Genomic DNA, 22,786 nt, shown 5'->3' on the forward strand with positions numbered 1-22,786 from the left:
GCGTATCTTAATCAGGCGATCGCCATAAACCTCAAGCCGCCTTTCCCCTCTCCTTTCAGCCTTTTATTTTTGAGCCATCAGCGGTCAGTTCACTCCCATTTCCCATTCCCTACTTCCCACTCCTATCCTTCTGCCTCCTTCTAACTCAGCCGTCAAATGCCTTTTGCATCATGGGTAGCGGAGAGGTTTTTAATAAGCCAGACTGTACAAATTTTGCATAAATGCCAGCCTCGATCGACAGCAGTTCTTTTTGATGTTGCTCTAAGCTAAAGGCTTTCAGCTGAGCATGTTTTTCTTGCATCTGCTGAATATCAATCTGTAACTGCTGAAGCTGCTGTTGGACAAACTCCAGTTGCGATCGTAGGATTTCGGGATTAATCGTCACTTGAGTATCAGTTTGACTTAAATGAGAGGCCACCTGACTAAGTGCATCTCGACGAGCAATTAATTCTAAATACTGTTGTTGCAAAGACTGATCATCCAATAAATGCAGCTTCTCTAACAGAAACTTGACGGTCAAACCCTGCACTAGCAGCGTAAACCACACCACACCAAAAGAGTTTGCGATAATTTCTTCGCGCCCCATAACCACGATCGGAATACTGAGCGCCAGCGAAATTGACACCGAGCCACGCAAACCTGACCACCACAAAACTGTTTGCTCTCGCCAGGGAATTTTGGTGTTTGCCAGCCAGTTGGTCAGCGCACTAAAGCCATAAATAGTTAAGGCGCGAGACAGCACGATCGCCGCGATCGCAATACTCGTGGTGCTAAGATTTCGCACCAGATTGGGTAGATGAATCTGATCGCCGAGCAGTAGAAACAGGATGGAATTGACGAAAAAGATGATAAATTCCCAAAACTCTACCATTGTCGATCGCTTCGTGGGTAAAACTCCCGCTTTGGCGCTAAAATTGCCAATCACCAAACCTGCTGTGACCACTCCAATCACGCCAGACCCCCCAAGCTCTTCCACCAGCAAATAGGTACCATAAGCCGTCACGATCGTCAGCGACTGCTCCACCCACGACAGTTCATACCGCTGCGTCAAAAAAGCTACACAGATACCGATCAGTCCGCCAATACCTAAGCCAATCCCCGTAACCACGAGAAAGCGCAGCACGGTGGCTGAAAGCTGCACAGGTTGTGGATCAACCGCCAACTCGACTAGCACTCCAAAGGCGACCACCGCGGCACCATCGTTGACAAGGCTTTCCCCCTCAAGCAGCGTTGTGAGCCGTTTACCAGCCCCAACTTCACGAAATAACCCAATCACCGCTGCCGAATCGGTTGCCGATAGGCATGCACCAACCAACAACGCTGTCATCCAGGGAATATGTGCAAACGCATGGAGCGCCCAACCGACTGTGGCGATCGATAACCCCACCCCACCAATCGCATAAAGACCACTCGGCAGTAATTCTTCTCGCAGCTCTGACCACCGCATATTCCACGCCGCCTCAAATAAAAGTGGCGGTAAAAAAATCATCAAAATCATGCCCGGAGACAAATCCAGCAACCGCACATCCACCAGCGCCAGACCCAAGCCCACAATGACCAACAGCAACGTATAGGGAACTTGGCGCAGCGCCGAAAAGATTTTGGGTAGACCTGCCGCACTCAAGGCAACCAGCAAGATGAAGAGAAACTGCTTCAGGTCTTTCTCGATCGCAACATCGGTAGCACTGGTCAAGAAGCTCATAACGTGTGAATCATGTCAGAATGCCCTATCCTGAGCGATGGTTGTAGGCAGAAACCGTGTTTTCCATTACCAAACGCTATCTCCACAGCCTCTTATTAACAGTCTCGCCCAGGGTCAACGTCGCTCACTAAAGCGCTTAAAGCTGATGACTATGACTAAGTCCAGCCTTAAACGGCTTAACTGCAACCGTATTTAAAATTTATTAAAAGTAAAACGTGACTGTGTATTAAAGTTCAGCACGTTATCTCAGAACTTCTTGGTTTTTTCACGAATCCATTAACTGACTCACCATCCCTTTACTGACATACCTAAGTACGGCGTTTAGCATAGTGAGCGTAATCTTTTGTTTGCCGCAGATTCCTAAGAGGTGTTGCATGAAGGCAGTGATATTGGCTGGCGGATTAGGTACGCGATTAAGTGAAGAGACAACAATCAAGCCGAAACCAATGGTTGAAGTTGGTGGTCAGCCAATTCTTTGGCACATTATGAAAACCTACTCAGCTCACGGAGTGAATGACTTCATCATCTGCTGTGGTTACAAAGGTTATGTCATCAAAGAGTTCTTTGCAAACTACTTCCTGCGCATGTCCGATGTCACCTTTGATATGCGCTTTAACCAGATGAATATTCACGCTGGGAATGCCGAACCCTGGCGTGTCACGCTCGTCGATACAGGCGAAAATACAATGACAGGTGGACGACTCAAGCGCGTACGCGAACATATTGGCAATGAAACCTTCTGCTTCACCTACGGGGATGGTGTCAGCAATGTTGATATCACCAGGCTGATTGAATTCCATAAAGCTGAAGGCGTATCGGCTACCCTGACAGCCGTACAACCTCCTGGACGTTTTGGCGCAATTTCCCTGACAAAAGAGCAGACTAAAATTAAGCAGTTCCATGAAAAGCCAGAAGGCGATGGAGCCTGGATTAACGGTGGCTACTTCGTTCTAGAACCAGAAGTCATTGACTACATCGAAGACGACACCGTGATGTGGGAACACGAACCGCTTAAAAAGATTGCTCATGATGGCAAGCTGGCAGCCTTCAGGCATGATGGGTTCTGGCAACCAATGGATACTCTCAAGGATAAAAACTATCTAGACGATTTGTGGCAGAAAGGGAAGGCCCCCTGGAAAGTCTGGTAGGTCTGGCGAACCTGACAGTAGACTGCACCACGCGATCGACCGTTTTACTCAAAGCAAACTCATTAAGGGCAAAGATTTATGTACGATTTTGCGATCGTCGGTGGTGGCATCGTCGGTCTTTCTACGGGCGTTGCCCTGACCCAGCGCTATCCTGATGCAAAGATACTGGTGCTTGAGAAAGAAAGCCGCTGGGCCTTTCACCAAACGGGCAACAATAGCGGCGTGATTCACTCTGGGCTTTACTATAAACCGGGGAGCTTCAAAGCAACCTTTTGTCGCGCGGGTGCCCAATCAATGGTCGCCTTTTGCCAGGAACATGACATTCCCCACGAAGTCTGTGGCAAAGTGATCGTTGCGACTGAAGAGAAAGAGCTACCGTTGCTAGAAAATCTCTATCAGCGCGGCTTGCAAAACGACATTCAAGTCAAACGGCTCACCGCAGAAGAAGTCCGGGAGATTGAACCCCACGTCAACTGTATTGCTGGAGTGCAGGTCTTTTCGACAGGCATTGCCGACTACAAGAAGGTTTGCCAAAAGTACGCCGAACTGGTTCAACTGGGGGGTGGTGATTTACGGCTCAACACCAAGGTACTCAAGATTGTTGAAACATCGGCAGGTCAGGTGCTTGAAACCAATCAAGGCAGCTTTGAAACGCGCTTTGTCGTTAACTGTGCTGGTCTGCACAGCGATCGCGTCGCCAAGATGGGCAACGTTGACCCCGAAGCAAAGATTGTGCCCTTTCGTGGGGAATACTACGAGCTAACCCCCGAAAAGCGTTACCTGGTCAAAGGATTGATTTACCCCGTTCCCAATCCTGACTTCCCGTTCCTGGGTGTCCACTTTACCCGCATGATCGACGGCACCGTTCATGCAGGCCCCAATGCCGTGCTTAGCCTCAAGCGCGAAGGGTACAAAAAGACCGACTTTGATTTGCGTGACTTTGCTGAAGTCATGACCTATCCCGCCTTTTGGAAGCTGGCTGCCAAACACGCCGATGAAGGCATCAAGGAAATTATCCGCTCCTTCAGCAAAGCGGCGTTTGTTCATAGCTTGCAGCGTCTGATTCCAGAAGTGCAAGCCGAGGATGTCATTCCCACTCATGCAGGTGTTAGAGCGCAGGCACTGATGAACGATGGCAAGCTGGTCGATGATTTTCTGATTATCAAAGGTCAGAATTCTGTCCATGTTTGCAATGCTCCTTCTCCTGCGGCAACCTCTTCAATCGAAATTGGTAAAGCAGTTGTGGCGCAAATCCCAGCACCACAGCACTTACGCACAACCGTCAACGTTTAGCACGCTTATTAGGAAGAAACAATGAAAGTATTGGTTACCGGAACAGAAGGGTATCTTGGTTCATTATTGGCTCCCCTACTGATGGAGCGTGGGCATGAAATCACGGCTGTTGACACGGGTTACTACAAAGTCGGTTGGCTTTACAACGGCACCGAGTTGACCGCTAAAACCCTTAACAAAGATATTCGCCACATCACGGTTGAAGACTTGAAAGGTATCGAGGCGATCGTCCACATGGCCGAATTGTCCAATGATCCCACTGGGCAACTATCACCCACGATCACCTACGACATCAACCACAAAGGCTCAGTACGGTTGGCTGAAATTGCAAAAACCGCTGGTGTTCGCCGTTTCGTTTATATGTCTTCGTGCAGCGTATATGGTGTTGCCAGTGGCGACGGTCTGACCACTGAGGAAACTCCGGTCAACCCTCAAACTGCGTATGCTGAATGCAAAACACTTGTAGAGCGGGATGTTAGACCACTTGCCGATGACAATTTCTCGCCGACCTTCATGCGAAACGCCACGGCATTTGGCGCATCGCCCCGGATGCGCTTTGACATTGTGCTGAACAACCTGGCAGGACTTGCTTGGACAACCAAAGAGATCAAAATGATCAGCGATGGCACCCCCTGGCGACCGCTGGTTCATGCGCTGGACATTGCGAAGTCGATCGCCTGCGCCTTAGAAGCACCCCGCGACATCGTGCACAATCAAGTGTTTAACGTTGGCGATACCGCAAATAACTATCGTGTGAAGGAAATTGCTGAAATCATTGCCAGCGTGTTCGAGGGTTGCCAGTTGAGCTTTGGCGACAGTGGTTCAGACAACCGGAGCTACCGAGTCTCCTTTGAGAAGATCAATACTCAGCTACCGGGCTTCAAATGCGATTGGAACGCTCAACGGGGCGCACAGCAGCTTTTTGATCTGTTCAACCGGATTGATATGACGAAAGAGGTGTTTGAGTCACGCGGCTTTACTCGTTTGAAGCAGCTTGAGTACCTGATTCGCACCCAGCAAATTGACAAAGATTTCTTTTGGAGCAAGTAATGAAATTCATCGAAACAAAGTTGAAAGACGCATTCATTATTGACTTGGAGGTGCGGAGTGACGATCGCGGTGGTTTTGCCCGCACCTTTTGTGCCAAAGAGTTTGAAGACCATGGGCTGAAGCCAACCGTTGCTCAATGCAATCTGTCCTTCAACTACAAGGCAGGCACACTCAGAGGCATGCACTACCAGGTTGCGCCTGCTTGCGAAACCAAACTGGTACGCTGCACCAAGGGCGCTATCTACGATGTCATTATCGACATGCGTCCTGATTCGCCGACCTATATGCAGCACATCGGGGTGGAGTTAACAGAAGAGAACCGACGAGCGCTATATGTGCCAGAGATGTTCGCTCATGGCTATCAAGCACTAACCGACGGAGCTGAAGTCGTTTATCAGGTTGGAGAATTCTACACTCCAGGCTATGAGCGAGGTCTGCGCTACAACGATCCAACCTTTGGTATCGAATGGCCCATGCCTGTGACGGTCATTTCCGAAAAAGATGCAGCCTGGTCTCTGTTTGAAGCTATCCCTACCCCAGTCGGTTGAACCCGTAACGGTAGATAGAGTGGCAGAACTAATTTCCTTTTAACTTAAAGTAGTGAGGTGATCTACCAAAACTAAAGTAATTCTATGAAACTGAGTGTGATTTTGCCCTGCTTTAATGGTGCTGCAACCATTGCGACCCAACTTGAAGCACTGGCAGCACAGCAGTGGTCTGGCAGCTGGGAAGTCGTTGTTTCCAATAATGGTTCTACGGATGATTCGATGGCGATTGTGGAGCGTTACCGCGATCGCCTCCCCAACCTTCGCATCGTCAATGCGTATGACCCATCAAAACCGCGACAACCTGTTGCTCACTCCTATAACGTAGGCATACAGGCGGCGACCGGAAATGCGTTTGCTTTTTGTGAGTCAGATGATGAGGTTGCCCCTGGTTGGGTTGCCGCGATGGGCAGCGCACTCTCAACCGTTGATTTCGTTGCAGGCCGTCTGGAGTACAACAAGCTAAATCCCAATTGGTTGACGGTTGCTGGCGGTCATCAACCTCAGCAAACAGGCTTAATCGGTAGTACAGATGCGCCTCCCTACCTGATGTATGCCAGTGGCTGCAACCTTGGGATGACGCGCAGACTCTATGAAACGGTAGGGCCGTTGGACACCTCCATTCTCTGTTGCTACGACACGGGCTACTGCTGGCAGGCTCAACTCGCAGGCTTCGCACTTCATTTTGTGCCGGATGCCTTGATTCATTACCGTCTGCGTCATACGCTAAAAGCCCTTTTCCGACAAGGGCATAACTGGGGCAAAGATTCGCCGCTGCTTGCCAGATACCACGGGGTAACACCGGGTGGATTCGTCATTTTGAATCGGCTGGCAGGGCTGAGTTCAACGTTGATGAATGGACTCAGGCTGCTCGTGATGTCGATCTTCAATGTTCGGCGAGGGCGGGGAGGCTTTGCCTGGTGGCTATGGGGATTAGGTTTTCGGATTGGAGAAATTCAAGGGCTTATCAAGTATGTGTTTCAGGGGTACCCAGAGCCTCAGCAAGTGGCCTCATTGCGCCAGGTGAAGACGAGAGCGCATTAATTCTCAATAAGGAAACATCAGTCTAAGCAAGATTTTTTACCAGGAGTTACCCATGTTTATTGTCGATACCGCCTTAAAAGCCCGTGCAGAAGCGGGCAAGCCTGTAAAAGTTGGCATGATTGGTGCTGGTTTTATGGGACGTGGCATTGCGAACCAAATTGCAAACTCGGTTCCAGGAATGGAGCTAGTAGCGATTTTTAATCGCAATTTAGATGGGGCAAAACGTGCCTACACTGAGGCGGGCATCGAATCGTTTCAGGTTGTGCATACGGTAGCTGGCCTGGAAGCCTCTGTCGCCGAGGGGAAGTATGCGGTGACGGATGATGCGATGCTGTTGTGCCGTGCTGAGGGCATTGATGCACTGATTGAAGTGACAGGCACGATCGAATTTGGTGCCGAGGTTGTTCTAGAAGCGATCGCGCACAAAAAGCATGTCATTTTAATGAATGCCGAACTGGATGGTACCATCGGCTCTATTCTTAAAGTGTATGCTGATCGGGCTGGAGTCGTTCTCTCTGCCTGCGATGGTGACCAGCCCGGTGTGGAGATGAACCTCTATCGCTTTGTGAAGAGCATTGGGCTGACCCCCTTGCTGTGTGGCAATATCAAAGGCTTGCAAGACCCGTATCGCAATCCCACCACGCAAGAAGGGTTTGCTAAGAAGTGGGGACAGCAAGCGCATATGGTCACAAGTTTTGCCGATGGGAGCAAAATCTCGTTTGAGCAGGCGATCGTGGCGAACGCGACAGGCATGAAGGTGGCTAAGCGTGGGATGCTGGGTTACGACTTCAAAGGCCATGTGGATGAAATGACCGACATGTACGATGTAGACCAACTCAAGGAACTGGGTGGCATCGTCGATTATGTGGTTGGCTCAAAGCCTGGGCCTGGGGTCTTTGTCTTCGGCACCCATGATGATCCAAAGCAGCAGCATTACCTCAACCTCTATAAGTTAGGCGAAGGCCCACTGTACAGCTTCTACACACCGTATCACTTGTGCCATTTTGAAGTACCACTCTCTGTCGCGCGTGTCGTGTTGTTTCATGATGCGGTTATGGCTCCAATCGCGGGGCCTGTTGTGGATGTGATCACTGTCGCTAAGATTGACCTGAAAGCGGGCGAAACCCTGGATGGCATCGGTTACTACATGACCTATGGACAGTGCGAAAACTCACCAGTTGTGCAGGCAGAAAACCTCTTGCCGATGGGACTAGCTGAGGGTTGTCGCCTGAAGCGCGATATTCCTAAAGATCAGGCACTCACATATGACGATGTAGAATTGCCACCGAACCGCCTCTGCGACAAGCTGCGGGCTGAGCAGAATGCGTATTTCGCTCCAGCTCCGATGCTTGCTGCGGTATAAGCGTTGACGCTCCCATCTTTTCAAACGGCAAAGATCATTTCATGGAAGCGATCTTTGCCGTTTAGGCGTTTAAGGCAATCGACTGCAATCAATTCGATCGCACACTCATTTTGAAAAAACATTAACACTCGTGTCCCTTCAAGAATATCTATGACCTTGGTGATTGCACTGAGTATGATGTAGCGAGAGATTTTTGGTTGGGGAGAATGGGCATACTTGAGCATCCAATCAAGGGACACGATCGCAGGGCTTAGAAGCCTGTGTGCCAACCTGATCAAGAATCCCGCTCACAAAAGATGGCTTAACTGATATGAAGCGCTGCAACGATCGCTCTGGAGAATGCGTCTCTCTCATCATCACAGCTTACAACCGGGAGAGGTTTCTGGGTTCTGCCATTGAAAGTGTTCTGGCGCAAACCTACCCACATTTTGAATTAGTTGTATGGGATGATGGCTCCACTGATCGCACGCTGAAGATTGCTCGCACGTATGCCGATCGTGATGCGCGAGTGCGAGTGATTACAGCGCCCCATGAGGGACGTGTGCGATCGCTACAGGGAGTTATTAACCACACCCACGGAGCCTATCTAGGGTGGATCGATAGCGACGATCGCTTGGCTCCAAACGCTCTGGAGGACACTATTCCGATCCTTCGCCAGCAACCTGCCGTTGGTATGGTCTATACCGACTACTGGGATGTGGATAGCGACGATCGCATGCTGGGCTATGGGCAGCGCTGTCAGATTCCGTATAGCAAAGAGCGTCTGCTGCTCGATTTTATGACGTTTCACTTTCGGTTGCTGCGGCGATCAGTGTTTGAAGCGGTTGGCGGCATTGATGAGTCGCTTGATTATGTTGAAGATTACGACCTCTGCTTGCGCCTTTCGGAAGTAACGGAGGTGCGCCATCTTGAACAGCCGCTTTATTACTACCGCCATCACGAGGGCAATGCGTCCCAGCAATGGCGTTTAGAGCAGGTGCTGCGATCGCAAACCGTGATTCAGCGGGCGTTGCAGCGGCGCGGGCTAGATAGACAATTTGAGCTTCAGGTGCAACTGCCAACGGGCCGCTTTTACTTGCGTCGTAAAGTGTGTTCAATCAAGGCGTTGAAGCCGATATGTTCGCTGTTGCCGCAAGTGGCTGCGATGGGGGCACTGGCCTTTTTGCCCAGTATGAATGTCTTGTTTACAAAGACGGCTCAAGCTCAGCCGATCGTGCCTGCTGCCGATGGAACAAACACGATCGTGACTCCCAATGGCAATCAGCTTGATATTAGCGGTGGCACGCGATCGCAGGATGGCGCTAATCTCTTCCAGAGCTTCCAGCAGTTTGGAGTGTCAACGAACCAGATTGCTAATTTTCTAGCCACGCCGCAAACGCGCAATATTCTGGGGCGTGTGGTGGGTGGGGATGCCTCTGTGATCAACGGCTTGATTCAGGTGACTGGCAGCGCTGCCAACCTGTATTTAATGAATCCTGCTGGCATCATTTTTGGGGCAAATGCCAGCTTAAATGTACCGGGTGCCTTTACTGCTACTACGGCAACTGGGATTGGGTTGAATGATGGCTGGTTTAGCGCGATCGGCTCCAATGACTACGCAACGTTGATAGGTGACCCGAATGCCTTTGCCTTTACGGTGAAACAGCCTGGATCAATTGTGAATGCGGGTACTCTGTCGGTTGCCGCTGGACAGAGCCTCAACTTGCTCGGTGGCACGGTGGTCAACACAGGTACACTAGCAGCACCGGGAGGGCAAATCACGATCGCCGCCATTCCGGGGCAGTCGGTCATTCGGTTAACTCAGCCCGGAAGTTTGCTGAGCTTTGAGCTGCATTCAAACGGCTTGCAGTCGTCTTTGCCTAATACATGGACATTGCCGATCGCTTCCTTGCCTGCTCTCCTCACGGGTGGTAGCCTGCAAAGCGCGACGGGCATTACGGTCAATCCCGATGGCACGATTCGTTTAGTCGCCGTGCCCCAGCAGAGTATTGCCATTGAGTCAAGCACCGCAATCGCCAGTGGACTTGTCGATGCATCAGGTACTGCCATAGGAGCCTTTTCTATGGGTGGTACGGTGCAGGTTTTAGGGAAGCAGGTGGCAGCGATCGGAGCATCCATTGGTGCGTCTGGTGCCACAGGCGGGGGCAATATTTTGTTAGGAGGTGGCGAACGAGGGCAGGATGCTGTCCCCAACGCCTCCAACACAGTAGTGGATGCTAGCTCGGTCATTACGGCTGATGGAGGTACAACCGGATCGGGTGGGCGGGTCACACTCTGGTCAGATGACGTAACGCAATTTATCGGCAGTATTCGTGCGCGTGGTGGCGCTCAGGCAGGCAACGGTGGGTTTGTTGAAGTGTCTAGTAAAGGGAGCCTTGCCTATTGGGGGATGGTCGATGCTACCGCTCCGGTGGGTACGTTGGGGACTGTGCTGCTAGATCCGGCCAACATCACGATCGTGTCAGGCGCTGGCTATGGGTCTGCGGATGGGCAACTTCCCACCATCTTTAGCGGTGATTTTCCAGGCGCGACGCTTACCATCTCGCAGAACGCTCTCCAAAGTACAGAGGGCACTGTCATTTTAGAAGCCACCAATGATATCGTCATTCAGCCACTGGTCAACGGCACACTTGCTCTCACAGCGGGCGTGACATCCGTTACCTTTCGAGCCGATGCCGATGGCAATGGTGTCGGTTCTTTCTCAATGAGTGCAGGCGATACCATTACCACCAGTACGGGGAAAACGTCTGGCGATCTAACCATTTCTGGGGCAAGCCTGACTCTAGGTACGCTGACCACAGCTGTACCGTTTGCCAATGCTGGAACCACTACACTATCGGCATCCGGAAACATTACAGCCACCGCGATCGACACCACGAGTTTTGAAAGCGGCATGGGAGTTGGCAATACAGGCGGAGCAGTCAACGTGACGGCTGGCGGTAGTTTAGCTATTGGCAACATTACGACTGTAGGCGCACAGAGTGCAGGTAATGTGTCCCTTGTGGCACAAGGCAATATTACAACTGGCAACATCACCACAAGTGTTGCGGTGCCGTTTAGCAGAGAGGGAAGCAACGGTGGGGCGATCGCGATCACCAGTACGGCTGGCTCTATTACCGCAGGCAATCTCTTGACCACTGGGTTCATTCAAAGCGGTAATGTTGCACTACAGGCATCCAGCAGCAATGCAGATATCACGGTGTCATCGATCGATGCTAGTGCCTCTCAAGCGGGCGGCTTTGGCGGAACGGTCACCCTGACGGCTGGACAATTTGTGCGCGGTACAGGGTTTACCAGCGCCAACCCTCTAGCAACCATTACCACAGCGGCTGATAGCAGTGGTGCCATCACGATTCAACATGGTGGCGGTGGGTTAAATGTGCCGTTCATTGTAGGAAATGCCACCACGAACGGTACGGCTGGCGCGATCGTCAATGGCTCTTCTACCGCACCCAATACCATCTCACCAACGCTATCCTTTTCTCAAAGTTTCAGCCAGGGGTCGATTCAGATTTTGACGACTGCGCCACCCCCACCCGAACCACCACTGCCAGAACCCACACCCGAACCGTCGCCACCGGAACCACCCAAACTACCTCAGGATGATCCTACAGATGTCCTCATTGACACACCAGAAGCACCACCGCTGCCAGAGGCCCCTGAAAGCACGGCTAGCGGTTGGGATGACCCTGCTACAACTGAAGCTACGCTTGAGGAAAATGCGATCGATGAGTTTGATGCCTATCTGGATTTGCCAGACGATATTCCCACCACCACTTTAGAAGCAGGCAATATCCTGGGCCAGATTGGAGATGTTTCGGGGGTCAAGCCAGCCCTGGTCTACGCCTCTTTTGTGCCGCCCAATGTGGCGATCAATTCTATCCCTGCAAGTCGAGTAAGACCGCGAACGGTATTGGCGAAGCAAGAAGAGACGCTCACGTCAGCAAAGTCTTTTGCTTTAGAGAAGCCTAACTCGATCGAACCAGTGGCAAAGACTGAAGGGGCATTGCAGCCATCCCGCCACGATCGTCTGCTCTACGCTGAAGGGCAAAAAGAACCACTGGCAAATGGCAACGACCAGCTTGAATTGCTTGTGGTCACTGCCAACGGTAAGCCGATTCGTCGCCTTGTTCCCGGTGCCACCCGCAGTCGTGTCTTGCGAGTCGTTCATCAATTTCTCAACGAAATTACCGACCCGCGCAAGAATCGCACAACCACTTATTTAGCGCCCTCACAACAGCTTTATCAGTGGCTCGTCGCGCCGATCGAGCCAGAGCTACAGGCACGCGGCATTGGCAACTTAGCGTACATTTCCGATACCGGGCTTCGCTTTCTGCCGATGGGCGCACTGCACGATGGGCGGCAATTTCTCGTCGAAAAGTACAGCGTTGGGCTAATGCCGAGCCTGAGCCTGACAGACACTCGCTACGTCAGCCTTAAAAACGCGAAAGTTCTGGCAATGGGCGCATCTGAGTTTACTGACCAGCCGCCACTGCCAGCCGTACCAACGGAGCTATCACTCATCACCAGGGATTTATGGACTGGTACGACGCTGCTCAACCAGGCATTTACGCTAGAGAATTTAAAAGCCGAGCGGCAGCAAGAACCCTTTCAAATCATCCATCTAGCTACCCACAGCGAGTTTCAGCCTGGGGCGCTCAGCAACTCCTATATTCAGCTTTGGCAGACAAAGCTACAGCTCAACCAGCTCCGGCAACTGGGCTGGAATAATCCACCTGTTGAACTACTGGTGCTCAGTGCTTGTCGTACCGCCCTGGGTAGTGATGAAGCCGAACTGGGCTTTGCTGGGTTTGCAGTACAGGCAGGGGTCAAGTCAGCTTTAGCGAGTCTCTGGTACGTGAGCGACGAGGGCACCCTGGGGCTGATGACCGAGTTTTATCGTCAGTTAAAAACGGCACCTATCAAAGCAGAAGCGCTTCGGCAGGCTCAAATTGCCATGCTGAAAGGGGATGTGCAAATTGTTAATGGACAATTGCGTATCACTCGCGGCGGTGCTGTTCAGTTGCCGATCGCGCTGGTCGATCGAATAGAGGATCATCGTTTGTCTCATCCCTACTACTGGGCCGCGTTTACGCTCATCGGCAGCCCCTGGTAACAGAGTGGCTCGATTGCATCTAATCGTTGGCGCATAAATCTCTGATGGTCGGCTACATTAGGGTGAGGAACGTGGCATTAGAACGTTAGAAGCCAGGTTGAAGGTTTGGGGGCTGAGCGTTTGCGTCTGCATAGAGGCACGACGTAGCATTCTTGCTTCAAAGCGCGACATTGAAGTTTACGCCCATCAAAGCAACCCGATCGCTAGACCGCTTGTGCTCATTGAGAGAGCAAACGCATGACAAAACGGCCTCGACAACCGCAAAAATTAGAGGAAACCACTGCGATCGCTTTGCCGCAGCCACTGGGTGAGACTCAAGACGAGCAGGCACAGGCCCGTATAGAGGCTCTACAGCAAGAAAATGAACGGCTACGAGCAGAGCTTCAAGCACATCGGCAGACAGAAGCCATCTTGCGTCAGCGCGAAGAGCAGTTTAAAACCCTCGTGAATAACGTTCCTGGTGCTGTTTACCGCGCTGCGTTTGACGATGATTGGACGATCGCCTTCATCAGCGACGCGATCGCCAACCTCTCTGGCTATCCAGCAGCGGCCTTTATCCAAAATCAGGCGCAGAGCTTCAACAAAATTTGCCATCCTGATGATTTAGAGTACGTCAATCATACGATTAGGGCGGCGATTGCAGCCAAACAGCCCTTCATGCTGGAGTATCGCAACATCCGCGCCGATGGGCAAATAGTCTGGGTCTGTGAGCAGGGCCACGGTGTTTACAATGCAGACGGTAAGGGCCTTTGGCTTGATGGCGTTGTGCTAGATATTACCGCCTTGAAGCAAACTGAAGCCGCGTTACGACGCAGTGAAGAGCGCCTCAAGCTGATTACAGACTCGCTGCCCGTGTGCATTTCCTACGTCGATCGCGATCGACGGCTGCAATTTGCAAACAAAACTTATGAAACCTGGTTTGGACTGACGGTAGCAGAGCTATGCGGCAAGCACTTGTCTGAGGTATTGGGTGAAGCTGCTTATGCCTTAGTTCAAGGGCACGTCGATCGGGCACTGGCTGGCGAAACCACAACTTATGAAATGGCGTTACCCTACAGCTTTGGGGGACATCGCTATGTAAGCGGTGTCCTGGTGCCAGATGTCGATGCCCACCAACAGGTGCAGGGCTACTACGCGCTGATCATGGATGCAAGCGCGCGGCAAGCCGCACTGCATGAACGAAAACGAGCGGAAGAAGCAATTAAACAGCAGGCCGAGCGCGATCGCCTGTTTAGCGCGATTGCCCAACGCATTCGGCAATCATTGCATTTGGATGATATTCTCAACACCACTGTCAATGAAGTACGGAGCCTGCTAAAAGCTGATCGGGTGATGATCTATCGCTATCAGCCGGATAGCACGGGTGTCATTACGGTTGAATCAGTCGGCGACTCGTGGCGATCGCTGCTCGGTGAAGTCATTCATGACCCTCGCATGACGATCGACGCGTTTAAAATCCGCTACAAGAACGGGCAAACCGTGATTGCCGATATTCAAAAGGCAGGGTTAGAACCACTCTACGTGGATGTTTTGGTACGGTACCAGGTAAAAGCCCATATGCTGCTGCCTCTGTGGATCGGTGAACACCTCTGGGGGCTGTTGATTGTCAATCAGTGTGATGCTCCACGAGCGTGGCAGGTCTGGGAAGCAGAGCTGCTTACACAACTCGCAACGCAACTGACGATCGCCATCCAGCAGTCGGAGTTGTTTCAGCAGGTGCAGCAACTTAATGGGGTGCTCAAAGGTCAAATTCGGGAGCATATTAATCAACTTCAGCAAGCCCTGGCGTATGAAGCGTTACTCAAGCGCATTACTGACAGCGTGCGCGACAGTTTAGACGAAACCCAAATTTTTCAAAGGGTTGTGCAGGAATTGGCGATCGGACTGCAACTTTACGGTTGTAGTGGTGGCCTGTATGACGTCGATCGACAAGTGTTAACGATTACCGCTGAGCATATTTGCCACGATTTACCCACAGCACTGGGAAAACAGCTTTCGATCGCAAACGAACCAGCCATTTACGGTCAAATGATACGGGGACAGCATCTTCAGTTTTGCCCGTTGTCAGAGTTCTCCAATACTGTTCGGCCCATTCAGACGAAATATACGATTCTTGCCTGTCCCATTTTTATTGCCATCGAAGCGGATCTAACGATTGAGACCCGGCAAGCGGATGTGCAACTAGAGATGATTGGCGATTTATGGCTCTTTCGCTCCAGAGACGACAGTTTTAGCGAGATGGATATTCGCCTGGTAAAGCAGGTGACCAATCAATGCGCGATCGCTATTCGTCAGGCGCGCCTTTATCAAGCGGCCCAGACGCAGGTCATTGAGCTAGAACGCCTCAATCAGTTGAAGGATGATTTTCTCAGTACGGTTTCCCACGAACTGCGCACTCCCATGTCCAACATTAAAATGGCAACCCAGATGCTTGAAGTCATCTTATTTAACCGGGAGGACGGCAAGCTAAACCATGAGCCTGAAGCACTCACGGTTGATTCGATCGCTGGCCCAAAAGTCAGCCGCTACTTTCAGATTTTGAAAGATGAAGGCGAACGTGAGATTCAACTGATCAATGACTTACTCGACCTATCTCGGCTTGATTCGGGACGAGATCCGCTGTTTCTCTCTACACTTCAGCTTCAAACGTGGTTGCTGCATCTAGCTGAACCGTTCCTTGAGCGTACTAAAGCCCAACAGCAGACGCTAGCGATCACAGTGGCTCCAGACTTACCAGCAATGACAACCGACTTTTCTTACCTGGAGCGTGTGATCAGCGAACTATTAAACAACGCCTGCAAATATACCCCCCGTGGCGAAGCTGTTTCACTTAGTGCGCATACAGTTCTCTTGCCAGAGGAGCGCCACTCAGCCAAACACCTGCTCGACTGGCCCAGCGATCGTGCCACCATTACCATCACCGTCACAAACTCAGGCGTTGAAATTCCGGTTACCGAGCGCGATCGTATTTTTGACAAGTTCTATCGCATTCCCCACAACGATCCCTGGAAGCATGGTGGTACCGGCCTTGGCTTAGCTCTGGTCAAAAAACTGGTAGAACGGTTAGACGGTAACATTTGGGTGGAGAGTGGCAGGCATCAGACCTGTTTTGTCTTGCAATTTCCTAGCGCGTTGGGTTGAAGATTGCTGTATTCTCATGAAGCCGATCGCGTTAATTCAATCATGAAAGTTGCGACCTGGAACGTAAACTCAATTCGCACACGCCTACACCATGTTGTGAACTGGCTGCAAGCAAATCCAGTCGATGTGCTGTGCTTACAAGAAACGAAAGTCATGGATGACGGCTTTCCTCAACAGCGGTTTGCTGATTTGGGCTATCGCGCGTATATTTCTGGGCAGAAAAGCTACAACGGGGTTGCTCTCCTCAGTCGGCAACCTCTCAGTGAAGTTAGCACCGGGTTTGCGCCCTTATTAGGAGAAGGCGCGATCGACCTGGACGAGCAAAAACGGGTTATTACAGGTGTCCTCGACGACGTTCGCATTCTGAACCTTTACGTTCCTAACGGCTCCTCAGTGGGTAGCGAAAAATACGCCTACAAATTGCGTTGGTTAGAGGCATTGCGGGACTACGTGCAAATGCTAGGAGGTAGGGGGCAGAAGGCAGGGGGGCAAGGGGAAGCAGGGGAAGCAAAACTCAAAACTCAAAACTCCACCTCACTCCCCGCTCCCCAATCCCTTCTCATCTGCGGCGATTTTAATATTGCGCTCGAAGATATTGACATCCATGACCCAACGGGGCGCGAGAAAATGGTTATGGCTACTGATTTGGAGCGGCAAGCATTACAGTCCGTTTTAGACATTGGACTGGCCGATGCCTTTCGCAAATTCACCCCAGATGGCGGTAATTTTAGCTGGTGGGATTACCGTGCAGCCGCGTTTCGGCGCAATCTTGGTTGGCGAATTGACCACATTTACTTGACACCAGATCTTTATACGAGGTTGATCGCCTGTGCGATCAACCCAGAACCTCGCAAACTCGAACAACCCAGCGATCATGTCCCAGTTTGGGTCGAACTTTAGATCGGTGCAAAAGCAGTTGTTAGTTGCTGCCGTTACACGAGAGAAGCGTAACTTCTCAGAAATCCTCTTAAGGGTCGAGGATCGACCCTTTCTCCTAAGTTAATATCGACAGCGTTGTTATTGTTTGTCGAGCAACCAAAAACTAACAATCAAAAACTACTCATGTTTTTAGTTACTGGAGCCACTGGAGATCTGGGTCGTCGCATTGTGCGACTCTTGCGAGAGCGTGATGTGTCTGCGCGATCGTTCGTGCGCCTGGATGCCCGCTATGCCGAGCTAGAAAATCGCGGTTCTGAGATCTTTATTGGTGATCTACGCCGCGAACGAGATCTGCATAAAGCCTGTCAGGGCATTCAGTACGTCATCAGTGCACACGGTTCTGGCGAGACATCTAACGGCGATGCGGAAACGATTGACTACCAGGCAAGTATTGAACTGATTGACCAAGCCAAAGCAGCCGGAGTGCAGCACTTTGTTTTTATTTCCGTCCTGGGTGTTGATCGAGGCTACGAAGACGCGCCTGTATTCAAAGCAAAGCGAGAAGTTGAGAAGTATCTACAAACGAGTGGCTTAAGCTACACCATTCTGCGACCATCTGGCTTTGCTTCAAACCTGTTATCTCTGGCAGAACAGTTCCGGCAGACGGGTTTGTATGTGCTGATTGGTGATCCCCTGAGTCGTACCTCGATCGTCAGTACCGATGATTTAGCGCGACTGGCGATCGCCGCCGTTTCAGCAGAAGGCGCACACAATCAAATCTTTGCAGTGGGTGGGCCAGAAATTCTCAAGCGCGAAGACATTCCCCAGATTTTTAGCCACATCTTCAACCGTGAGCCGTTTCTGCTGAATCCTCCCCTTCTAGCGGTAGATGGATTACGCAACGCGATTGGTCTCTTTAACCCCAAACTGCGTTCTAGCCTGGGTACCTTCCGGACACTGCTGGCAAACGAATTCTTCACCACAGCAGCCGAAACTGAGCGTCTGGAATCAACCTTTAACATTCAGCTCGAACCGTTAGAAACGTTTCTGCGGCGTTATTTAGGCGTTTAGGCATCCTTGGAACGTTATGGAGACAGTACCCTAAACCCTGTCCCCTATCCCCTCTGCCGATCGCCTTCATTTGACGGAGCTTCGCCGTACCAGCGGTTTGCCAGGCTAGCGAGTTGGTCAAGAATTTCCATCAGTTCGCCACCTCTAGCCGTTAAGCCGTAGGTCACTTCGGGGGGAATGGTCGGCTTGTAGTCGCGGTAGGCGATACCTTCTGCTTCCAACATCCGCAAGCGTTCGGTGAGCACTTTGGTAGAGATGCCGTTAATTTGTCGTCGCAGTTCGCCAAAGCGTTGGGGTCCTTTGGTACTCAAAACCCAGAGGAGGTAAAGCGTCCACGGACCAGACAGTACGGACATCAGCGTGTTAATGGGACATACCGCTTTGGGATCGTCAGGCGGGGGAGAAAGTTCATGCATTGGACTGGGCAACAACGATCGGTGCTAAAGGATGCTTAATTAAAGGCTACTAGTTACTTTGGGGAAACTACTTCTCAAAAGAAAGTGGCTCCCTTTAATATGAACAGTGTAACGCTTTGTTAGCGAGATCAGGCAAGCTGACGGTCTCGACAGTTTGCACCTTGCAGACGCAGTTCAACTATTCCAGTTACTCCCACCAGGAAACCTTTATGGCTCATATTCTGCATGTGGATGCCAGCCCCCGCGCTGAGCGTTCGATTTCACGCGCCCTGTCTAACGAATTTATTGCCGCATGGCATACAGCACACCCAGAAGACGTGCTGACCTATCGAGATTTGGGTCACCACCCCGTTCCCCACGTCACCGAAACATGGGTAGCAGCAGCGTTTTCACCACCAGAGACCCACACGCCTGAACTGACAGAAGCCATTCAAACCTCGGATGTGTTGGTTGACGAACTCTTTGCTGCCGATCGCTATGTGTTTGGGGTACCCATGTACAATCTGTCCGTCCCGTCCACGTTCAAGGCGTACATTGATCAAATTGTGCGGATAGGTCGCACATTTGCCGTAGAGCCAACGGGTTATAAGGGTCTGATAGAGGGCAAAAAAGCGCTGATCATCACGGCTCAGGGCGGCACCTTTCGACTAGGCAGCGAAACAGGCGGTTACAACTTCCACGAGCCCTACCTGCGTGCTATCTTAGGTTTTATCGGAGTTACAGATGTTAGCTTTATTTATGCCGATGGGCTGAATCTGGGTGACGAGACGAGAGAAAAATCCCTAGAAAGTGCCCATGCTGCCATTCAAACGGCGATCGCAACCTGGTAAAGCACAGGTCGAGAGACATTGACTAAACCCTGCTGTGAAATATCTTCTCCCTCGTCGATCGTGTCAACTACGGAGAAGGCTTTCACTCCAATAGGACTTACGCAGTCGCCCCCAAATCTGGGGACTGGGGGGCTCGTTTTAGAGAATTTGCGTAAGTCCTGTCTAAGTCTAAGCTACGGTACTTGTAGCTACGGTCAAGCCCTGGACTGTAGCATCGGCTGTGAGCAAACTCGTTATTTGAGTGGGCGTCAGTTTAGGGTTCGCGTTGAGAACTAGAGCGGCAACGCCAGAAACATGAGGTGCGGCCATTGATGTCCCGCTGTAACTCTGGTAAGTGTTGTTGGGTGTGGTGGAAACGACATTCACGCCCGGAGCAACGACGTAGTGAAGTGGAATGGCTCCTGCGCGATCGGAGAAGGTCGCGACCTGTTGATTGATATCGGTTGCGCCGACAGCAAGACCCCATTGGGTTGCTAAATTCGCGGGCGAGACGGGTTGATTGCCTCCATCGTTGCCGGATGCCATGACAACCAGAGCGCCTTTTTGACTGGCGTACTGCACAGCATCGGCGATCGCGGTTGAGGCACTGCCTCCCAAACTGAGATTAATCACGTTGGCTCCATTCTCTGCAGCATAGCGGATACCAGCCGCAATATTGAGATCGCTACCGCCATCGGAGCCAATCACTCGAACAGGCATAATCTTTGCGTTGTAGGCAACACCCGTTACGCCAATATCATTTCGCGCTGCGGCGATCGTGCCAGCAACATGTGTTCCATGCCCAGTGAGGTCGAGGGGAGTATTGTCTCGATCCACAAAATCCCAACCATTGATGTCATCCACAAAGCCATTCTTGTCGTCATCAATGCCATTGCCAGAAATTTCTTTGGCATTCGTCCAAATATTGTCCTTCAGGTCAGGATGAGTAATATCAACGCCTGTATCTACCACTGCCACAACAATACCTTGCCCTGTGTAACCCTGCGCCCAAGCAGTCGGTGCGTTCACCTGGTTAAGCTCCCAGGCATTACTGCCTGTACTCAAAACGTGTGTTAGCGGACTCAGCCCAATCGCGTCCGTAACGGCGCTACCTGCGTTCACTAAACCATAGCCATAGGTCTTGTCATAGCCTAGAGGCTGGGGAATCGGCGAAGAGGCAGCGCTCAGGGTGTAACTCGTGTCACCGCTATATTGATAAACATGGATAAAGTAAGTGCCAGCCGTGAGATCCGTGTCGATCGACTCTGCTTGCGTACCGGGTTGAGATGATCCGGCGATCGCTTCACCAAGATCAACGACACCATTATTATTGGTGTCCTGAAGCAGTTGTAGGTCTGCATCTGCTGTCAGATTGCTTAAAGATAGATTGAGATGACTGGTTGTGCTGAGGGTAAAGCGATAGTAAGCATCGGTAGCAGCCGTTTTTACAGCGCCAATCACTGTCTGAGTAGTATTTTCCACATTCAGGCTAACCGCCGTTGCTAGTGTGTGTCCTGTTGCCGTTGCTGCCGCCGATGGTAGAAGGCTCAGGACGCTGCTAGAGCCACTGGTGGGCTCATTCACCTGTACCGAGTATGTACCTGGCGTCAGCGGTCGTTGCTCGATCGCTGTCATCACAGCATGAATCCAACCTGATTTGCCTGTTGCCTCTAACGTAGGCGAGCTATGACTAAAAGCTTGTTGACTGGCTACATCGTTGAACGTACCCAGTGCTGCCTTCGTACTGACAGTTGGCGACTGAGGAGTGTAAGAGGCATGCGGCTTGTGATAGCTCAAAACACTATCGTTAATTTTGCTCTGGAGATAGCGATCGATCGTCGTAGAAATAGTGCCTGCAACAAGGCTTGATCCAGGTACTATTGCGTTGGCTAAAGTTTGTTTGGTAGAAGCGTCAGACAACATAACTCAAATGGTAATCTTTAAAACTCTGGATGACACAGTAAACATGAAGTGGTAAGTGTCTAACAACAGGAAAAACTAATCAACAACTAAATAATTAATGGGACTTACGCGCTTAGAACTTGAAAGCTCGTTCGCGAAACGTTCATCTAGCACTCTCTTCGTCCCCTGCAAAAAGGGGTTAAAGAGCTTAGCTGAGTAAGTCATGAATAACTGGCGATCACTGAAAGTTTCACTAAAAATTTGGTCTTGCTCTATCTACCTGAAGAGTTAGATTCAAAGGGTTTGTTTTCTCTAAAGAACCAGGTTTGATACTTGCAGCCCCTTAACCAACAACATGGCAACGATCGCCCCAATTAGCGTATTTAGAATATTGACGACTTCGTTGGTTAACCAGGCAAAGCGGTGTTGCAATGTTGCCCCAATCACACTCTCCAGGTTTGTGCCAACGAAGGCTGCCACCACGCAAACGGCAACTTGCCAGAGGGGAATCAGTCCCACGCCCCAGCCGACTAGCGCGATCGCCACCGATGCCACAATTCCTGCCAGCGTCCCTTCCAAACTTACTGCTCCCTCGGTGCCACGCGGTACAGGCTTGAGCGTGGTGATCAAAAACGTCCGCTTGCCATACGCTTTACCAATTTCACTAGAGCAGGTGTCTGCCAATTTGGTACTAAAACTTGCTACATAGCCTAACAGCAACAGCGCTACTAACCACCTAACTTCAGCAGCAGGAAAAAATAAAGAGAACAGGAAACTGCCGATCGCGCACAAGGCTCCTGTTAACGCTGATCCCCACACGTTCTCTGGACCGCGCGCACCCGATCGCTTCTCCGCAATGCCCGCTGCCTCTTTTTGTGCCATGCCAACCCGCGTTATCGCCGATCCCACCACGAAGTAGAATGCTACGACCGCGTACCCCCGCAAGCCTAAGGAAACCCATATCAGTACGCCTAAAATCCAGGCGTGGATAATGCCAGCCGGGGTCAAGAGTTTTTTGGGCAGGAACCAGACGATCGCCAGCAGAACCGTATTCAGGACAACTGCAAAAATCACAAAAGTTAGGAAGGTAAAAGAAAAGGATATTCCATAAAGGATAGAAGATAAAGGCAGAGGAATCGTCAGCGATCGCCGTCAAGAGAAACCAGATAAAGATTGCAGCACATCATGATGGAAGAATGCTAAAACCGTTCTAGGGCGCGTCATCAGTTCAGCTCGAAAGCTTGTGGTATCAGTATTGTCGCGCCCGTCCCAACAAACAAGCTAGGGGCTGGACCCCTGCTGCAAGT

At 51.1% G+C, this 22,786-nt stretch carries 16 protein-coding genes; 11 read left to right on the forward strand and 5 right to left on the reverse strand.

All coding sequences use genetic code 11. The annotated features are described in order from the left end of the window. Positions 1 to 145 precede the first annotated feature (145 nt). On the reverse strand, positions 146 to 1,702 hold the full coding sequence (locus AC5JLP_RS33820; RefSeq protein ID WP_496072273.1) for a cation:proton antiporter: 1,557 nt from the start codon (positions 1,700 to 1,702) through the stop codon (positions 146 to 148). A 374-nt stretch (positions 1,703 to 2,076) separates the two neighbouring features. Between AC5JLP_RS33820 and rfbF the strand changes: the two genes are divergently transcribed. The 6 genes from rfbF (at position 2,077) to AC5JLP_RS33850 (ending at position 8,145) form a co-directional block, all read left to right on the forward strand. Then, entirely contained in the window at positions 2,077 to 2,850 is a 774-nt protein-coding gene (gene rfbF, locus AC5JLP_RS33825; protein ID WP_496072274.1) for a glucose-1-phosphate cytidylyltransferase, read from the forward strand. A 78-nt stretch (positions 2,851 to 2,928) separates the two neighbouring features. Continuing rightward, positions 2,929 to 4,143 (forward strand): L-2-hydroxyglutarate oxidase, encoded by a 1,215-nt coding sequence (lhgO, locus tag AC5JLP_RS33830; RefSeq protein ID WP_496072275.1) that lies wholly within the window; start codon positions 2,929 to 2,931, stop codon positions 4,141 to 4,143. Between the two features lie 21 nt (positions 4,144 to 4,164). Next, positions 4,165 to 5,193, forward strand: coding sequence for an NAD-dependent epimerase/dehydratase family protein (locus tag AC5JLP_RS33835; protein ID WP_496072276.1), 1,029 nt, complete (start codon positions 4,165 to 4,167; stop codon positions 5,191 to 5,193). Beyond that, entirely contained in the window at positions 5,193 to 5,741 is a 549-nt protein-coding gene (gene rfbC / locus AC5JLP_RS33840) for a dTDP-4-dehydrorhamnose 3,5-epimerase (protein WP_496072277.1), read from the forward strand. Before AC5JLP_RS33835 ends, rfbC begins: the two co-directional genes overlap by 1 nt. A gap of 84 nt (positions 5,742 to 5,825) precedes the next feature. After that, the gene (locus AC5JLP_RS33845; protein ID WP_496072278.1) at positions 5,826 to 6,782 is read left to right on the forward strand and encodes a glycosyltransferase family 2 protein; all 957 of its coding nucleotides are present in this window, start codon (positions 5,826 to 5,828) and stop codon (positions 6,780 to 6,782) included. Positions 6,783 to 6,834: 52 nt separating this feature from the next. After that, positions 6,835 to 8,145: an NAD(P)H-dependent oxidoreductase gene (locus AC5JLP_RS33850; protein WP_496072279.1), complete on the forward strand. Its 1,311-nt coding sequence runs from the start codon at positions 6,835 to 6,837 to the stop codon at positions 8,143 to 8,145. 20 nt (positions 8,146 to 8,165) lie between these two features. Here AC5JLP_RS33850 and AC5JLP_RS33855 read toward each other — a convergent pair whose 3' ends face one another. After that, positions 8,166 to 8,384, reverse strand: coding sequence for a hypothetical protein (locus AC5JLP_RS33855; protein WP_496072280.1), 219 nt, complete (start codon positions 8,382 to 8,384; stop codon positions 8,166 to 8,168). Positions 8,385 to 8,455: 71 nt separating this feature from the next. Here AC5JLP_RS33855 and AC5JLP_RS33860 point away from each other — a divergent pair, with 71 nt between their 5' ends. The 4 genes from AC5JLP_RS33860 to AC5JLP_RS33875 all read left to right on the forward strand — a co-directional run bounded on the left by AC5JLP_RS33860 (position 8,456) and on the right by AC5JLP_RS33875 (position 18,352). Beyond that, entirely contained in the window at positions 8,456 to 13,261 is a 4,806-nt protein-coding gene (locus AC5JLP_RS33860) for a CHAT domain-containing protein (protein ID WP_496072281.1), read from the forward strand. Between the two features lie 237 nt (positions 13,262 to 13,498). Beyond that, positions 13,499 to 16,402: a sensor histidine kinase gene (locus AC5JLP_RS33865; RefSeq protein WP_496072282.1), complete on the forward strand. Its 2,904-nt coding sequence runs from the start codon at positions 13,499 to 13,501 to the stop codon at positions 16,400 to 16,402. A gap of 3 nt (positions 16,403 to 16,405) precedes the next feature. After that, a complete protein-coding gene (locus tag AC5JLP_RS33870) occupies positions 16,406 to 17,302 on the forward strand; it encodes an exodeoxyribonuclease III (protein ID WP_496072283.1) in 897 nt (298 codons plus the stop codon). 162 nt (positions 17,303 to 17,464) lie between these two features. Then, complete coding sequence (locus AC5JLP_RS33875; protein WP_496072284.1) at positions 17,465 to 18,352, forward strand: SDR family oxidoreductase; 888 nt, start codon at positions 17,465 to 17,467, stop codon at positions 18,350 to 18,352. A gap of 44 nt (positions 18,353 to 18,396) precedes the next feature. Here the strand turns inward: AC5JLP_RS33875 and AC5JLP_RS33880 are convergent, their stop codons facing one another. Next, positions 18,397 to 18,768 (reverse strand): winged helix-turn-helix transcriptional regulator, encoded by a 372-nt coding sequence (locus AC5JLP_RS33880; RefSeq protein ID WP_496072285.1) that lies wholly within the window; start codon positions 18,766 to 18,768, stop codon positions 18,397 to 18,399. 209 nt (positions 18,769 to 18,977) lie between these two features. Between AC5JLP_RS33880 and AC5JLP_RS33885 the strand changes: the two genes are divergently transcribed. Then, positions 18,978 to 19,598 (forward strand): FMN-dependent NADH-azoreductase, encoded by a 621-nt coding sequence (locus AC5JLP_RS33885; protein WP_496072286.1) that lies wholly within the window; start codon positions 18,978 to 18,980, stop codon positions 19,596 to 19,598. A gap of 168 nt (positions 19,599 to 19,766) precedes the next feature. On the opposite strand, the gene AC5JLP_RS33890 is transcribed toward AC5JLP_RS33885, so the two are convergent. Continuing rightward, on the reverse strand, positions 19,767 to 21,500 hold the full coding sequence (locus AC5JLP_RS33890) for a S8 family serine peptidase (protein ID WP_496072287.1): 1,734 nt from the start codon (positions 21,498 to 21,500) through the stop codon (positions 19,767 to 19,769). Positions 21,501 to 21,791: 291 nt separating this feature from the next. Next, positions 21,792 to 22,553, reverse strand: coding sequence for a TIGR00297 family protein (locus AC5JLP_RS33895; RefSeq protein ID WP_496072288.1), 762 nt, complete (start codon positions 22,551 to 22,553; stop codon positions 21,792 to 21,794). Between the last annotated feature and the right edge of the window lie 233 nt (positions 22,554 to 22,786).

This window comes from Stenomitos rutilans (genome assembly GCF_059505485.1).

Excerpts from the sequence above, each read along its gene's own strand:
- AC5JLP_RS33820 (WP_496072273.1), bottom strand. The coding sequence starts at position 1,702 with ATGAGCTTCTTGACCAGTGCTACCGATGTTGCGATCGAGAAAGACCTG.
- AC5JLP_RS33835 (WP_496072276.1), top strand. The coding sequence starts at position 4,165 with ATGAAAGTATTGGTTACCGGAACAGAAGGGTATCTTGGTTCATTATTG.
- AC5JLP_RS33880 (WP_496072285.1), bottom strand. The coding sequence starts at position 18,768 with ATGCATGAACTTTCTCCCCCGCCTGACGATCCCAAAGCGGTATGTCCC.
- AC5JLP_RS33865 (WP_496072282.1), top strand. The coding sequence starts at position 13,499 with ATGACAAAACGGCCTCGACAACCGCAAAAATTAGAGGAAACCACTGCG.
- AC5JLP_RS33850 (WP_496072279.1), top strand. The coding sequence starts at position 6,835 with ATGTTTATTGTCGATACCGCCTTAAAAGCCCGTGCAGAAGCGGGCAAG.
- AC5JLP_RS33845 (WP_496072278.1), top strand. The coding sequence starts at position 5,826 with ATGAAACTGAGTGTGATTTTGCCCTGCTTTAATGGTGCTGCAACCATT.
- rfbC (WP_496072277.1), top strand. The coding sequence starts at position 5,193 with ATGAAATTCATCGAAACAAAGTTGAAAGACGCATTCATTATTGACTTG.
- AC5JLP_RS33860 (WP_496072281.1), top strand. The coding sequence starts at position 8,456 with ATGAAGCGCTGCAACGATCGCTCTGGAGAATGCGTCTCTCTCATCATC.
- AC5JLP_RS33890 (WP_496072287.1), bottom strand. The coding sequence starts at position 21,500 with ATGTTGTCTGACGCTTCTACCAAACAAACTTTAGCCAACGCAATAGTA.
- AC5JLP_RS33885 (WP_496072286.1), top strand. The coding sequence starts at position 18,978 with ATGGCTCATATTCTGCATGTGGATGCCAGCCCCCGCGCTGAGCGTTCG.
- lhgO (WP_496072275.1), top strand. The coding sequence starts at position 2,929 with ATGTACGATTTTGCGATCGTCGGTGGTGGCATCGTCGGTCTTTCTACG.
- AC5JLP_RS33875 (WP_496072284.1), top strand. The coding sequence starts at position 17,465 with ATGTTTTTAGTTACTGGAGCCACTGGAGATCTGGGTCGTCGCATTGTG.
- rfbF (WP_496072274.1), top strand. The coding sequence starts at position 2,077 with ATGAAGGCAGTGATATTGGCTGGCGGATTAGGTACGCGATTAAGTGAA.